The organism is Rahnella sp. JUb53 (assembly GCF_004346065.1).
In the GTDB taxonomy this organism is placed as follows: Bacteria; Pseudomonadota; Gammaproteobacteria; order Enterobacterales; family Enterobacteriaceae; genus Rahnella; species Rahnella variigena.
In genome coordinates, this window is record NZ_SLYT01000007.1 from 88,237 (window position 1) to 102,520 (window position 14,284).

Consider the following 14,284-nt stretch of genomic DNA (forward strand, 5'->3'; position numbering starts at 1 on the left):
TACCTCAGTGTGCGGAACGTCCGGTGTGAAAGCGTCTTTCCAGATGCTGGCTATAACGCGACATGCTAAAACAGAAAATCCAGTAAACGGCGGCGGCGAAGACGTAGCCTTCGGTCGACATACCCAGCCATTCCGGATCGACGGTGGCTTGCTGTACGCTGCTGAACAGGTCAAACAGGCCGATGATGATCACCAGACTGGTATCTTTAAACAGCGCGATGATGGTGTTCACCAGACCCGGTATCACCATTTTCAGCGCCTGCGGCAGAATGACTAATCCCTGCGTTTTCCAGTAACCCAGCGCCAGTGATTCGGCGGCTTCAGTCTGGCCTTTCGGCAGCGCCTGTAGCCCGCCGCGCACCACTTCCGCGACGTACGCCGACTGGAACAGCACCACACCCACCAGCGCGCGCACCAGTTTGTCGATGCTCGTTCCTTCGGTCATAAACAGCGGCAGCATCACCGAGGACATAAACAGCACGGTGATCAGCGGCACACCACGCCAGAACTCAATGAAAACGACCGACAGAATACGCACGATGGGCAGACGTGAACGACGTGCCAGCGCGAGCATAATGCCCAGCGGTAATGCCCCGGCAATACCGACAGCGGCGATAATCAGCGTCAGCGTCAGGCCGCCCCACTGGCGGGTCTCGACGCGGCTCAGACCAAAGAATCCGCCATACAACATGAACCAGGTGAAAATCGGGAACAGCACCATCCAGCAGGCGATATAACGTCCGCGGTGTGGCGTGGCTTTGAAAAAAATCGGCGCAAGGGTCAGCAGGCCGACAATCAGCGTGACGTTGATGCGCCAGCGCTGATCAAACGGATATAACCCATACATAAACTGGCCGAAACGTGCGTGGATAAACACCCAGCAGGCACCGGCTTTGGTGCAGTCAGTGCGCGCCGTGCCGACCCAGTTAGCCTGGAAAATCACCCAGTTCAGAAGCGGAGGGATAAGCAGCCACATCAGCCATAAACAAAACAGTGTCAGCAAACTGTTGAACCAACTGGAGAACAGGTTTTTACGCGCCCAGAGCACGGCGGTACCGAGCGGCGTTCCGGGTTTCACGGCTCTGACTCCGGGAGGAAGTGTTGTCATCGTCATGGGTTTCCCTTAACGCTCGACCAGCGCGATACGCCGGTTGTAAATATTCATCAGGAACGAAATCACCAGACTGATGATCAGGTAAACCGACATGGTGATAGCAATGGTTTCAATCGCCTGACCGGTCTGGTTGAGCACTGTACCGGCGAACAGCGACACCATATCCGGATAACCGATAGCGGCGGCCAGAGAGGAGTTTTTCACGATGTTCAGATACTGGCTGGTCAGCGGGGGGATGATCACCCGCATCGCCTGCGGCAAAATCACTTGTCGCAGCGTGACCGGATTCGGCAGACCGAGCGAACGGGCGGCTTCGTGCTGGCCGTGCGAAACAGACTGAATACCGGAGCGGATCACTTCGGCGATAAACGTCGAGGTATACACCGATAACGCCAGCGTTAACGCCGCCAGTTCCGGGATCAAAACCATGCCGCCGCGGAAGTTAAAACCGCGCAGCGCAGGCACATCCCAGTGCAGCGCAGGCCCGAAAATCAGGTGCGCCAGCGCCGGAAACACAACCAGCATCACAATCGCCCATGGCCAGATATGCCAGACGCGTCCGGTATGGATCTGGCGGAAGTGGTTGTAGCGTTGCAGCGCGACGATGCCAAAAATCGCCAGCACCAGGGCGATAAATCCCGCCAGACTGCCCGGCGCCAGTTCCGGCGACGGCAAATACAGGCCGCGGTTACTGACGAAAGCCAGGTCGAACGCATTCAGGCTCTGACGCGGGCCCGGCAGGTTGCGCAGTACGGCGAAGTACCAGAAGAAGATTTGCAGCAGCGGTGGAATGTTACGGAACGTCTCGATATAGACGGTCGAGACTTTACGGATCAGCCAGTTATCGGAAAGGCGTCCTAAGCCGATAATGAACCCGAGGATGGAAGCAAAAACGATACACAGCGCGGAAACCAGCAGCGTATTCAGCAGACCGATAACAAATACGCGGGCGTAGGTGTCGCCTTCCTGGTAGTCGATAAGATGCTGAACAATGCCGAAACCGGCACCCTTTTCAAGAAACGCAAATCCCGAGGTGATCCCTCGTGTAGTCAGATTGGTAATGGTGTTGTGGAGCAGGTAACCCAGACAGGCTACCAGCAACACCACCGCGAAAATTTGGTAAATCCAGGCCCGTACCGCTGGGTTGGTCAGCGAGAACGAGACTTTTCCGGTTGGGCGTTGCGACATTTTAACCTCGACCTGCAGGTAAAACAGTGGAAGTGATGCGCCGGGGAACGACCGGTGCATCAGCTTCCTTTCTCAGACTGAACTTTTGTTTATCCAAAGTAACTGGCGTTGCAGCAAGGGAGGAAATCCCGATGAGCTGACACGGGTCAGTGATTCGGGTGACCGAGTGCCGCCAACGCCGGTGCAACGTCAGGTACGAAGGATAAAATTAGCGGACAGGTGGTGCGTATTGGATCCCGCCTTTATTCCACAATGCGTTCTGACCACGCTTGATTTTCAGCTCGCTGCCCTGACCGACGTTACGCTCAAAGCTTTCGCCGTAGTTGCCGACCTGTTTAACGATTTTAACCACCCAGTCATTAGGCACTTTCAGATCCGCGCCGTAAGTGCCGGTTTTGCCCAGCAGGTTGCTCATGTCAGGCGTGGTCGGGTTTGCCGCCAGTTGATCGACGTTGGCAGACGTCACGCCCATTTCTTCGGCGTTCAGCATCGCGAACAGTGACCAGCGCACGATAGCCAGCCAGTCTTCGTCACCACGGCGAACGACCGGACCCAGAGGTTCTTTAGAAATGACTTCTGGCAGAACGATGAAGTCATCCGGCTTGCCCAGTTTGATACGCAGTGCGTACAGCTGAGACTGGTCAGAGGCCAGAGTGTCACAACGGCCTGAGTCCAGCGCTTTGGCGCTTTCGTCTGAACGGTCGAAGGTGACCGGGGTGTAAGTCATTTTGTTGGCTTTGAAGTAGTCAGCTACGTTCAGCTCGGTATCCGTACCGGCCTGCAGACAGACGGTGGCGCCATCAAGTTCTTTGGCGCTTTTCAGGCCGGCTTTCTGGTGAGTCAGGAAGCCGATACCGTCGTAATAGTTTACGCCGGCGAAAATCATGCCCATGCCCGCATCGCGGGAAGAGGTCCAGGTGGTATTACGTGACAGGATGTCCACTTCGCCAGACTGCAGCGCGGTGAAACGCTCTTTTGCGGTCAGCGGGGTGTATTTCACTTTCTCAGCGTCACCAAATACGGCAGCAGCTACTGCGCGGCAGAGGTCAACGTCGATACCGGTGAATTTGCCTTTGGAGTCAGCGTAAGAGAAGCCTGGCAGGCCATCGCTGATACCGCATTGAACAAATCCTTTCTTTTTAACTGCATCCAGAGTGGTACCTGCGTGAGCCTGACCAGCCAGTGTCACGAAGCTTGCTGCGGCAATCAGCGTTGAGAGCAATATTTTTTTCATTAAGCGTCCTGTGAGACAAAATTGAAAATTATTATTGTGTGAGTGCCGGAGCACCCTGTCTGTTTATGGGGCAACGCCCTCTGCACCTGTCTTTGCAAAGGGAGTGCCAACATCGAAAACACCCCATCAATCAAGTCGCGTAGAGGAATTGCTCAGTAACATTGATGAGGTGTATAAAATTTATTGCCCTGTTTCGGTGCGCGGTCAATGTGGCTGCTTTAAAAGGGAGCGGATTATTTCAATATTGGAGTGCAGATCGCGGTCTTTGAAGGGAAGTGAAATACGGTGTCATATTGGGTAAAAAAATGAGGCAAAACGATGAGTAAATCTCTCAGACAGGATAGCCTGAGAGATATTCAGAAACAGGCAGACTCAGAGAGCGGACTTTATCAGTGCAGCCACCAGCGGCGGAAGCTGACCTTTTAGTGCGGCGCGTTCCGGCTGAAATAAGGTCGCGACAAAAAACGGATGTCCGGGCAATTCGATGGCGCGAACTTCGCCGGTGGCATCATGACCCACCATCCGCAACGGCTGTGCCTCAAGCGCCGCCTGAAATTCGGTATTGATGCCGTAACGGCAGTGATAACCCTCTTCGACTTCCAGCCTGCCATAGGCGCGTGCTGGCAGGCTGTCTGGGATAAAGGTGAGGGTGTTTTTAACTTCCACCATTTCGCACGACAGGGCGCTGATCACCAGCCGGCCTTCGGTATCGGTTTCGCCATGTCCTGCATCCTGCCAGGCCATCACGTTACGGGCGTATTCGATGATCGCATGCTGAAAACCGCCGCAGGTTCCGAGGAAAGGCTTGTGGTTTTCGCGGGCAAAACGGATAGCGCTCAGGGCACCTTCGGTGGAGTGATACGGGCTGCCGGGGACACACCAGAAAGCGTCGTAGTTTTGTAAAATCTCAGGGGTAATGGTGTCGGTTGCGAGCCAGTCGGCGTGAATTTCAGTGCTGAAGTGTTGTGCTGCAAGGTCGATAGCAAGGGGGATAGCTTGGTGGGCCGTGATCGCGGAGTGGTAGTCTCCGACCAGCGCCAGACGAACAGAGGTTTTCATCACTTCTCTCCAGGGCAGGTAAAAAGAGAGGTTACAGAAAAGCGATTAATCTGTCGTGAGAATTATTTTCATCAGCCTGTTTGTGCAGATAAAAGCCATAAAAAACCCACATAGAGTGGGTTTCTGTCAGGCGATGTTTTCACATCATTCGCTCTTGTCGGTATTGCCTTTGATAAGCTTACGTGCGGCGGCAATCTGCTCGTTATCCGGCGCTTTAGGTTTGGCTTTGTTCAGTGCAGTGCTGAGGCCGGAGCGTCCCCAGAGGTCAAAGCTGTCTTCCTCTTTGAGATGGTCAAAGATGGAAGGTGTCGCGTCAGGTTTTTTAGCCATGAAAATTACAAATCTCTTATGGATGCTGTTCAATGAAAAAGCCCGACGCATTGCATCGGGCTTCTGTTTTATCACGTCTGGCACTTAGCTATAAAGAGAAGGCGTTCCTGCCGGACGGGTTTTAAAGCGGCGGTGCAACCAGAGATACTGATCGGGCGCACGCATAATCTCTTTCTCGATAACGCGATTCATGTAAGCCGCAGCCGCCATTTCGTCATCGATCGGGTAATCCTGCAACTCAGGTTGGATCACCAGCTCATAGCCTTTACCTAAGGCTTTGCGCACCAGTACTACGGTGACCAGCGCCGGTTTCGCCAGACGCGCCAGCATGAAGGTGCCGCTGGTGGTGGCAGCCTGATCGACGGCAAACAGGGGGGCAAAGACGCTGCCGCGCGGGCCGTAGTCCTGATCCGGCGCAAACCAGACCGCTTCGCCTTTTTTCAGAGCGTGAACCATACCGCGTAAATCTTTGCGATCGAGCATTGCCTTGTTAGACCGCATACGGCCCCAGGTTTGCACAAATTCCATCGCTTTATTGTTGTGCGGACGGTACATCGCCATCATCGGCTGACATAAGCCCATCGCACGGCCACCCAGTTCCAGCGACATGAAATGCACGCCTATCACCAGTACGCCTTTTTTGTTTTCCTGCGCCTTTTTCAGGTTGTGCAGGCCGCTGACATCAAACCAGCGTTTCACACGGGCATCCGACCAGAACCAGGCCATGCCGGTTTCCAGTAAGCCCATACCGAGGGATTCAAAATTGCTGACAATGCGGGCTTCAACCTGATCAGAAGGCAGATCCGGGAAGCACAATTGCAGATTACGGCGCGTTATTGACACGCGGCGTTTCAGGAAACGCATCGACGTTCGGCCAAGCCAGATACCCAGACGGTTTAACACCGGATAAGGCAGCTGAACCAGCAGGAACAGTACACCCAGGCCAAACCAGGTCAGCCAGTAACGTGGATGTAAAAATGAAGCACGAAAGCGAGGAGAAGTCATAAAAGCCTAATCATCTGCATAAAAAACCGGGGTAACGCGTAAGGAGTTGGCTCATTCGCGATACGGATTGTCTGACATAGAGTGGGACAGCATGTGCCGGCAAACGTTTTTGAAAAGACACAAGTTGACGCAATTTTTACTCTAAGAAGACACTTTTAAAAGGCGGGATCGCGAAGCTGAAGGGCTGTCCGTAGGCGTTGAGCGAGCGAATACGACTCTTGCACAGAGTATAACATGCTGCTTGATCTAACCGGAGGGGGAAATTGTCCGATAAACGGACTCTTTACTGATTTTTTACGAGTGGGCTCAGACCATAAAATGAAAACACTACGGAAAGAAGGGATTAGCTTTTGGAAACTGCAGCCTCGTGTGCATGATATTTCAGCATGCTCCTTCCTAGAAGCATGCTGAAAGGGAATATCAGCGGTAGAGCGGGTTGCTCATAATGGAATAACGCCCGCTACCGTACAGCGCGATCACGATGGCTGCCATGAAGTAATACACGATGTCTTCAATGGCCCAGGCACCCACCGGTGACAATGCAAACGTATGGTGGATACCGACCATCAGCCAGGCCACGACCATCGTCGCTGCAGCAGACAGAGCGGCGAGACGGGTGAAGATCCCCAATATCATCATGATCGGGGCGATGACCTCACCGATAATTACGCCGTAGGCGACAAACGCCGGAATACCATAACCTGCCAGCATCCCCTGTATACCGCCCAGTCCGTCATGCAGCTTATGCCAGCCATGAAAAATCAGCAGACCGTAAGTGATACGCAGCAGTAAAATAGCCAGATCAGGTTTATTCATTGCCGCGGTAAAACGTAGATAAAGTGGCTTCATCAGTGTGACTCCCGGAGACGTTTTTATTGTCTGTATAAGGTAGTGCTTTATCGCGAAATGCAGGGGAGAATTATTCTCATTTGGGTTGATCTGGGTTAGGTTTTGCGCAAATTTTGGGCTAAAGGTTTGCTGCTAAAGAATCGGTAAATATAAAAAACAGAAAACAAAAAGGCGCTCCCCTTGCGGAAAAGCGCCTTTTTAAGACATCGACTGATTAGTATCAGTTCATGCCGTATTTTTTCAATTTCTTACGCAGCGTACCGCGGTTGATACCCATCATCAGGGCCGCACGAGTCTGGTTGCCACGGGTATACTGCATCACCATGTCTAACAGTGGCTGTTCAACTTCAGCCAATACCAACTCATACAGGTCATTCACGTCCTGACCATTCAATTGAGCAAAATAGCCCTTAAGTGCTTGTTTTACCGAGTCACGCAGGGGTTTTTGGGTTACCTGATCCTGAGAATTAACGGTAGAAACGGTCAGTACGTCAGAATTCACGCGTTGTTCGAACATAGTTCTGTCAGCTCTTTTTTGTTACGCAAGATTTTCGAAATATGCTTCCAACGCCTCCAGCTGTTCGCTGGCATCCTCTATGGCGTTGAAGGAGCGCCGAAACTGGTCATTTGGGGCATGCTCCTGGAGATACCAGGAAACATGCTTACGAGCGATACGAAATCCCTTGCCTTGACCGTAAAAGTCGTGCAATTCCCGTACGTGCCCTAGTAACAAGCGCTGAACCTCACCCATAGGCGGTGGAGGTAACAGCTCCCCTGTGTCCAGATAATGCTGGATTTCCCGGAAGATCCAGGGTCTCCCCTGAGCGGCACGTCCTATCATCAGAGCATCAGCTCCGGTGTAGTCGAGCACCGCTCTGGCTTTATGCGGGTCAGTTATGTCGCCATTCGCGATAATCGGAATGGAAACACTCTGCTTAACTGTCCGAATACTGTCGTACTCTGCTTCTCCATTGAAGAGACAGGCACGGGTTCGGCCATGAATAGTCAGGGCCTGAATTCCACAGTCTTCAGCCAATTGGGCAATTTGTACACAGTTACGGTGTTCCGGTGCCCAACCAGTACGAATTTTCAACGTGACTGGCACATCTACCGCATTCACTACGGTAGTGAGGATTTGTTTGACCAAATCCGGATACTGCAATAATGCAGAACCTGCCAGTTTGCGGTTCACTTTCTTGGCCGGGCAGCCCATATTGATATCAATGATTTGCGCACCGCTTTCCACGTTAATTCGTGCAGCAGCCGCCATATCTTCGGGGTCACAACCGGCAATTTGCACGGCGCGGATCCCCGGTTCATCGTTATGTACCATGCGCAAACGTGACTTATCCGTCCGCCACACCTCCGGATTGGAGGAGAGCATTTCAGATACTGCCATTCCAGCCCCCATCGCATGACATAAGGCACGAAATGGTCGGTCAGTGATACCGGCCATCGGGGCCGCAATCAGGCAATTTGTAAGCTGGTGGTGTCCGATGCGCATGAACTAGGAATGACCATACTGATGTCCGCAAGGGCGCGTATATTACGCATTTTCGTTGCGATATGAAAGGCCAAACTTTGAGCAATTAGCTAAGAAAATACCTTGCCAATGGTGAAATTGAGCGCAATTAGATTTTTTGTCTTGGTTTTACATTGAGTTATGTGACGTAGGTCAAATTGTGCGCTTATGCAAATTCCTAATATCTCTCTGAAACATCCTGTTATATCAGTTGAATCTAAGGGCAGATTTGACGTTTTAAGCAGCAATCACCACAAAATTCCGTGACGCAGATCGTCTTTTGGTTAAAAAGTGACTGATTTTCAGAAACTAAGAAAGGCAACAGAAAGAGACGCAGAAGCCCTGTCTGCGTCTCCGGGTTCAGGCTAGATTATTCGTCGACCACCACGCGGCCATGCAGACCCTGCACAGGACGGTTATTTGCATGATGCATAACATGCTGGAATTTTTCCAGTTGCGCTTCAGACAGCGTCTGAGGCTGTTTCACGACCAGCCAGCGAACGCCTTCAGTGCATGGCGGGGTGGTCAGCGATCCGCTGAAGCGGTAATGGGTGAGATCTTTAGGCAGCAGTCCATCAAGACTGACTTTCTCTTTCAGCATGACCGATTCGCCCGCTTTTTCTGGCATCTGTTGCCAGATCTTTTCCAGTTCCGGATTGGCCTTACCGGTCTCGAACATCACCGCAATCACCGCAACTTCACCCTCAGCATCCATATGCACAAAGTGCGCTTCCATCGGGAAGGATTTACCGTTGAGAGTGTTTTCGCTCGGGGAGTGGAAGTGGAACTGCTGAAGGACGAATTTATCCCCGTCCAGCGTGGCAAAATCACCCTGCTGAACATTGACCTGCACGCTATGGCCGTTATTAATGACACTCACCGGCGGTAACTCGTAGCTGAGTTTAAGCGGGCGGGGATGCACCGGTAACGCTTCTTTGATATCGATAGGCGACTGTGCTTTGCCCTGTTCGCACAGATGGAAATCCGGGCTGAGTTTAGACCAGTTTTGCGGGGCGGCATCGCCGTCATAGGACCAGTGTGGCGCATCGGCCGCAGCCGCAGACACCGAAAATGCAGCGAGTGCAATAAACAGCAATTTTCCTTTCAAAAGATATCCCTTTCGTTCGTTGAGTAATAAAAACCATGCGAAGTTTAAGGGTTTGGTGCGGCAGGATAAATATAAGAAAAGGTCAGAAAAGGTTTTTGGGGGGAAACCCGCTCTTTATGCACAAAAAGAAAGAGCGGGTGACGGCTATCAGGCTTTTTTAACGCCTGTAATGCGGCACCATTCTTCTTTCTCGGCCACCGCATCCAGTTCAAATTTATCTTTGTACGCATCCGCCACACTTTGCGCCTGGCTGGCCAGAACGCCGGAAAGCCCCAGATGACCGCCTGCAACCGGCAGCACGCTGATAAGCGGTGCCAGTTCGCGCAGAGGGCCAGCAAGGATGTTAGCGACGACCACGTCGGCTGACAGGTTCTCTGGCTGGTCTTTCGGCAGGTACAACGACAGACGCTCTGAAACGCCGTTACGCTCGGCGTTATCACGGCTGGCCTGAATCGCCTGCGGATCGATGTCGATCCCAACGACGTGTTTTGCGCCAAGTTTCAGCGCAGCGATCGCCAGAATGCCCGACCCGCAGCCGAAGTCGATCACCGTTTTATCGGTCAGATCCAGACTGTCGAGCCATTGCAGACACATCGCGGTGGTCGGATGGGTGCCGGTGCCAAATGCCAGGCCCGGATCGAGCATCACGTTGACAGCATTCGGATCCGGCACATCGCGCCAGCTTGGGCAAATCCACAGACGCTCGCCAAAACGCATCGGGTGGAAGTTATCCATCCATTCGCGTTCCCAGTCTTTGTCTTCCAGTTGTTCGATTTTGTGCACGAAACCTTTGCCCAGCAGCGGTTCGTTTTCCAGCATGGCGACCACTTCTTCCATGTCGGTTTCCGCATCGTACAGGCCGATAGCGTCGGTATCGCCCCACAGCAAGGTTTCGCCAGGCAGGGGTTCGAACACCGGATTATCGTGGGTATCCTGGAAAGTCACGGACACGGCGCCACTTTCGATAAGCGCGTCGCTCAGCGTTTCCGCGTCGTTACCGGTGGTATTAATTTTCAGTTGGATCCAAGGCATAGCCATTCTCTTCTTAACAATCTGTAAAATCAGTGCCGCCCGGTCAGGACGGCTTGAGTACGGTTTCGCGTGGCTGTTTACCAAACTTATTGCCGACATAAAACGCCAGCAGGCTCAGCAACAGCGACGGCACAATCGGATGCAGACCACCAATATGCAGGTCGATACTGGCAAGCAGGGTATAACAAACTGCGCCAACAATCATTGAGCTCAGCGCCCCGGCAGCATTGGCGCGCTCCCAGTACAAACCGAGCACCAGCGGCCACAGGAACACCGCTTCCAGCCCGCCAAACGCCAGCAGGTTCAGCCAGATAATCATTTCCGGCGGACGCCATGCGGCCAGTAATACCAGCAATCCCAGCACAAAGGTCGCCCAGCTCGAGAACCGCTTCAGCTTACGCTCGTTGGTTAACTGCTCCGGTTTAATGCCGAGGTATAAGTCTTTAACGATAGTCGCTGATGACTGTAAAAGCTGTGCGTTGATGGTCGACATAATGGCAGCCATCGGTGCGGCCAGAAAAATCCCGGCGGCGTAAGGTGGCAGCACGGTGATCATCAGCGTCGGGATCACCTGATCGGGAATTTTAAGATCAGGTAAAACCGCACGCCCGAGTGCGCCAGCCAGATGCATACCGAACATCAGTACGGCGACCACAATCGTGCCCAGCACAATGCCGCGGTGCACGGCTTTGCTGTCTTTGTATGAGATACAACGCACGGCAGTGTGCGGCAGGCCAATCACGCCAAAGCACACTAAAATCCAGAACGAGGCCATGAATGGCAGCGACAGCACGTCATCTCCGCCATGAACGGAAACCAGTTTCGGGTCGATTTGCTGAAGTTTATCAACGGCACTGTGCAGCCCTCCGGCGGCATGGATCACCGCTACCAGCAGCAAAATGGTGCCCAGAAGCATCACCAGACCCTGCATGGCATCATTGAGCACGCTGGCACGAAAGCCACCAAACGCGGTATACAGCGCGATACTGATGCCGAAAATCAGCAGACCGGTGTCGTAAGGGATACCGGCGGCGGTTTCCAGCAGACGCGCACCACCGATGAACTGCACGGTCATCGCACCCAGAAATGCCACCAGCAGGCTCAGACTTGCCAGCCAGACCAGCAGGCGGCTCTGGTAGCGCGCAAACAGCATGTCATTCAGGGTAACTGCGTTATAGCGGCGCGCCAGAATGGCGAATTTTTTGCCCAGCACGCCCAGTGAAAGCCAGACAGCAGGCAGCTGGATCATCGCCAGCAACACCCAACCAAGGCCAAACTTGTATGCAGCACCGGGACCGCCGATAAACGAACTGGCGCTGATGTAGGTAGCGGTAAGAGTCATGGCCAGTACGAAGCCGCCCATCGAGCGGTTACCGAGGAAATACTCGGTGAGGAAGTTGCCCTGTTCGCGACGCGTGTAGGCATACACAGACAGCCCGAATACCAGCAGCAGATAGGCAATCAGCGGCAACAAGACTTCAGTCTGCATGATGATCCTCCAGCGGAATATCGCGATAAATCACGCGAACCATCAGCCAGCTTAAAAGAACGAATATCAGCGGTACCAGCAGACAGGCCATTTCAAACCAGTGCGGCAGGCCGGTGATGCCCTGTTTATCGTCAGGAATATAAGCGGCAAAACTCCATGCCAGCAGATAGGCAATCGTCAGCCCAAAAGCCCAGCGGGCTTCGCGGTTGGCTTGTAAGAAACGTTGATCCATAGGTTCACCGTAAATTGAAAATAAGGGGGGATTTTACGGATTATGGCATTTTTCGCAGTAACTATTTGCCAGGCGAGGAATTCACCTGGCAGGCAGGATTATTTGACGATATTAAGGTTGATCTTTATCTCAGAAGCCCATGTTGGCTTATGCCAGTCACGGCCTGATAAATGTGTTGTTCCATGGTAAGTGCCCGCCGGAAGCTGAGTGTTATCCTCTTTGCGGAAATCGAAACGCAGGAAGCTTGTTGAGCCGGAAACACAGTTAGCAGCAGAGTTGAGGGTATAATTTGCACATTGTCCTACGGATTTTTTGCCGTGAAGTTTTACTCTAAATGCGCGCTGCTGGCTGTCGGTCACATCTGCATAAAACTGCGTGTCGCCTGATTTGCTCCACACTAATGATGTTGGCCCCTGGGCTGAGGTTGGCAGAACGAAGCCAATATTTTTAGCAACAGGATCAACCATGGTTGTGGTGGCATAAGAAGAGGAATAATCACTGTTAAGTGTTATCTCTTGTGTTTGTGCGGGTTGATAAGGTTTCGGCAGTTTCATTGCGTTTACCGCATCGCTGGCTTGCGAAGAATAGGTGAGTCCCCAGTGGTCATAAAACTCACGAAGATCGTTCTTAGAATACTTACTGGTATTCACTACAAACCAATCTTTTAACTCCTGAGAAGAATCGAGGTTGGAGCGGTTTTTAGCGTAGTTGTATTCTTCGCGGAACGCTTTACCTAATTGCGGATAAAGTTCCGGGTAGCTGAAGAGCAATTGGGCAAACAGAGTCGCCCTTTTAAATTCGGTGCCAGACCCCGAATTATCAAAGTTATAATGTTCCCCGGAAGCAATAAAGTTCCCGACAGCGTAAGTGCTCCAGTCTAACGCTTTTATATTGCTATTAGAATGGCACGAGGGGGTAGGTGCTTCTCCGCGTAAAAGGGTGCAGTTTGCGACAGAGTAGAGATTCACCGTCACTTCATTTAATGCCGACCATGACCAACCCTGTTGGTTGTGATGACCAAATTCATGCCAGTCGCCCCAGTCAGTATCGTCGGCAAGCTTGCTGTTGAACCCTATTGCGGTAAAGCCCTGACCACCGGTAGCGTAGCAACAGTCATTATATGTGGCGACGATTAAACCGCGAGATGGTTGGTTTAAAGGATCAGTACCGTCAAAGCCATTAAGCGAGTCATCCTTAATTGTCATCGCAAGATATTGGCTCATTGAATGAACCATATTTGTATCAGCCGATTTTTTAGCAATTGCGGTCTTTACATTCATTCTGGAACGACCCGAGAACATAAATATCTGACCCGATTTAGAATTGCTCTGGCTTAATGTTTTCCAGTCTGCCTGTGTACTTTGTCCGAAAATAAAGAAGGGTTGATTGACACCGCCTTCCAGAATTTCAATATTAACGGCCTTATCTACATTAGGCATTGTAATATCTTGATCGTTGCAGGCTAATAATATTGTTCCATCCTGCTTTAATGTGTAGGTATTGACTGAAGCACTTTTCAGACCTTGAGAATCCAACATATGGTTTTCTTTGGCAAAGCCCACCCCGGTTGCTATGGAGCAAGACACTCCCTGAGGCATCTCACCGACCATGAGTTTGATGTTTTGCCCAGCAGTCGCGAAATCGCGGGTCAGGAAATAACCATTGCGCCCGTTTGCACCGGTTCTGTTTTTGCCCTGGCTATGAATTTCTGTTACGGGAATATTGTAAGCATTTTCGTTGTCAGCAGGGTATATATCGAGATTTCTTTTCAGCCAGAATAAGGGGTCGTTAACATTATTCCCCCTGGCAATCGTGTTTTTTATATCTGCATTTAATTCAACTGGGGTGGTGCCTAATTCAAATAAGGCTTCCCTGAATCCTTCGCTGTCAGAATAATTATCCCACCAGTTTTGTGATGGACTTGCCATATCCGCAAAAGATGACGTGCAGGCCGTAACTGAAAGTAATGATATTACGGATGTGAATAATAGATTCCTTTTGGATAATTTTTTAATATGCATTGACTCTTCCTTGCTCTAAATGATGGGGTCGGAAGATTAGCAGATTAACAAGGCGGTTTTAACTATAGATTTATTAGTCGAAATTTTATGAATATATTATT

14 protein-coding genes are annotated in these 14,284 nt (G+C 51.7%); all 14 read right to left on the bottom strand.

Going from position 1 to position 14,284, the window contains the following annotated elements; genetic code table 11:
* Positions 1-4: 4 nt before the first annotated feature.
* The 14 genes from EC840_RS16910 to EC840_RS16975 all read right to left on the bottom strand — a co-directional run bounded on the left by EC840_RS16910 (position 5) and on the right by EC840_RS16975 (position 14,183).
* Positions 5-1,108: an amino acid ABC transporter permease gene (locus EC840_RS16910; RefSeq protein WP_132966420.1), complete on the bottom strand. Its 1,104-nt coding sequence runs from the start codon at positions 1,106-1,108 to the stop codon at positions 5-7.
* A gap of 15 nt (positions 1,109-1,123) precedes the next feature.
* Positions 1,124-2,302 carry an amino acid ABC transporter permease gene (locus EC840_RS16915; RefSeq protein WP_113876708.1) on the bottom strand — a complete coding sequence of 393 codons (1,179 nt, stop codon included), beginning with the start codon at positions 2,300-2,302 and terminating at the stop codon, positions 1,124-1,126.
* Positions 2,303-2,510: 208 nt separating this feature from the next.
* Positions 2,511-3,536 carry an amino acid ABC transporter substrate-binding protein gene (locus tag EC840_RS16920; RefSeq protein WP_112290395.1) on the bottom strand — a complete coding sequence of 342 codons (1,026 nt, stop codon included), beginning with the start codon at positions 3,534-3,536 and terminating at the stop codon, positions 2,511-2,513.
* A 372-nt stretch (positions 3,537-3,908) separates the two neighbouring features.
* On the bottom strand, positions 3,909-4,595 hold the full coding sequence (locus EC840_RS16925) for a CTP synthase (protein ID WP_129638063.1): 687 nt from the start codon (positions 4,593-4,595) through the stop codon (positions 3,909-3,911).
* Between the two features lie 144 nt (positions 4,596-4,739).
* A complete protein-coding gene (locus EC840_RS16930; protein ID WP_113876792.1) occupies positions 4,740-4,925 on the bottom strand; it encodes a hypothetical protein in 186 nt (61 codons plus the stop codon).
* 84 nt (positions 4,926-5,009) lie between these two features.
* Positions 5,010-5,930, bottom strand: a complete 921-nt coding sequence (gene lpxP, locus EC840_RS16935; protein ID WP_129638064.1) for a kdo(2)-lipid IV(A) palmitoleoyltransferase — start codon at positions 5,928-5,930, stop codon at positions 5,010-5,012.
* A gap of 420 nt (positions 5,931-6,350) precedes the next feature.
* Complete coding sequence (locus EC840_RS16940) at positions 6,351-6,779, bottom strand: DoxX family protein (RefSeq protein WP_112290400.1); 429 nt, start codon at positions 6,777-6,779, stop codon at positions 6,351-6,353.
* 220 nt (positions 6,780-6,999) lie between these two features.
* Positions 7,000-7,296, bottom strand: a complete 297-nt coding sequence (gene fis / locus EC840_RS16945; protein ID WP_004097144.1) for a DNA-binding transcriptional regulator Fis — start codon at positions 7,294-7,296, stop codon at positions 7,000-7,002.
* A gap of 21 nt (positions 7,297-7,317) precedes the next feature.
* Positions 7,318-8,283 carry a tRNA dihydrouridine synthase DusB gene (dusB, locus tag EC840_RS16950; protein ID WP_112290402.1) on the bottom strand — a complete coding sequence of 322 codons (966 nt, stop codon included), beginning with the start codon at positions 8,281-8,283 and terminating at the stop codon, positions 7,318-7,320.
* Between the two features lie 388 nt (positions 8,284-8,671).
* A complete protein-coding gene (locus tag EC840_RS16955; protein WP_192878633.1) occupies positions 8,672-9,409 on the bottom strand; it encodes a carbonic anhydrase family protein in 738 nt (245 codons plus the stop codon).
* A gap of 147 nt (positions 9,410-9,556) precedes the next feature.
* Positions 9,557-10,441, bottom strand: a complete 885-nt coding sequence (gene prmA, locus EC840_RS16960) for a 50S ribosomal protein L11 methyltransferase (RefSeq protein ID WP_112290405.1) — start codon at positions 10,439-10,441, stop codon at positions 9,557-9,559.
* A gap of 43 nt (positions 10,442-10,484) precedes the next feature.
* Positions 10,485-11,930, bottom strand: a complete 1,446-nt coding sequence (gene panF / locus EC840_RS16965) for a sodium/pantothenate symporter (RefSeq protein WP_132966283.1) — start codon at positions 11,928-11,930, stop codon at positions 10,485-10,487.
* The gene (locus EC840_RS16970) at positions 11,920-12,162 is read right to left on the bottom strand and encodes a YhdT family protein (RefSeq protein ID WP_112290408.1); all 243 of its coding nucleotides are present in this window, start codon (positions 12,160-12,162) and stop codon (positions 11,920-11,922) included. The genes panF and EC840_RS16970 overlap by 11 nt, the downstream gene beginning before the upstream one ends.
* A 98-nt stretch (positions 12,163-12,260) precedes the next feature.
* Complete coding sequence (locus tag EC840_RS16975; protein WP_132966285.1) at positions 12,261-14,183, bottom strand: M60 family metallopeptidase; 1,923 nt, start codon at positions 14,181-14,183, stop codon at positions 12,261-12,263.
* Between the last annotated feature and the right edge of the window lie 101 nt (positions 14,184-14,284).

What these genes read in the sequence shown, in the direction of transcription:
- EC840_RS16910 (WP_132966420.1), bottom strand. Translation starts at nt 1,108, where the DNA reads ATGACAACACTTCCTCCCGGAGTCAGAGCCGTGAAACCCGGAACGCCG.
- EC840_RS16915 (WP_113876708.1), bottom strand. Translation starts at nt 2,302, where the DNA reads ATGTCGCAACGCCCAACCGGAAAAGTCTCGTTCTCGCTGACCAACCCA.
- EC840_RS16920 (WP_112290395.1), bottom strand. Translation starts at nt 3,536, where the DNA reads ATGAAAAAAATATTGCTCTCAACGCTGATTGCCGCAGCAAGCTTCGTG.
- EC840_RS16925 (WP_129638063.1), bottom strand. Translation starts at nt 4,595, where the DNA reads ATGAAAACCTCTGTTCGTCTGGCGCTGGTCGGAGACTACCACTCCGCG.
- EC840_RS16930 (WP_113876792.1), bottom strand. Translation starts at nt 4,925, where the DNA reads ATGGCTAAAAAACCTGACGCGACACCTTCCATCTTTGACCATCTCAAA.
- lpxP (WP_129638064.1), bottom strand. Translation starts at nt 5,930, where the DNA reads ATGACTTCTCCTCGCTTTCGTGCTTCATTTTTACATCCACGTTACTGG.
- EC840_RS16940 (WP_112290400.1), bottom strand. Translation starts at nt 6,779, where the DNA reads ATGAAGCCACTTTATCTACGTTTTACCGCGGCAATGAATAAACCTGAT.
- fis (WP_004097144.1), bottom strand. Translation starts at nt 7,296, where the DNA reads ATGTTCGAACAACGCGTGAATTCTGACGTACTGACCGTTTCTACCGTT.
- dusB (WP_112290402.1), bottom strand. Translation starts at nt 8,283, where the DNA reads ATGCGCATCGGACACCACCAGCTTACAAATTGCCTGATTGCGGCCCCG.
- prmA (WP_112290405.1), bottom strand. Translation starts at nt 10,441, where the DNA reads ATGCCTTGGATCCAACTGAAAATTAATACCACCGGTAACGACGCGGAA.
- panF (WP_132966283.1), bottom strand. Translation starts at nt 11,930, where the DNA reads ATGCAGACTGAAGTCTTGTTGCCGCTGATTGCCTATCTGCTGCTGGTA.
- EC840_RS16970 (WP_112290408.1), bottom strand. Translation starts at nt 12,162, where the DNA reads ATGGATCAACGTTTCTTACAAGCCAACCGCGAAGCCCGCTGGGCTTTT.
- EC840_RS16975 (WP_132966285.1), bottom strand. Translation starts at nt 14,183, where the DNA reads ATGCATATTAAAAAATTATCCAAAAGGAATCTATTATTCACATCCGTA.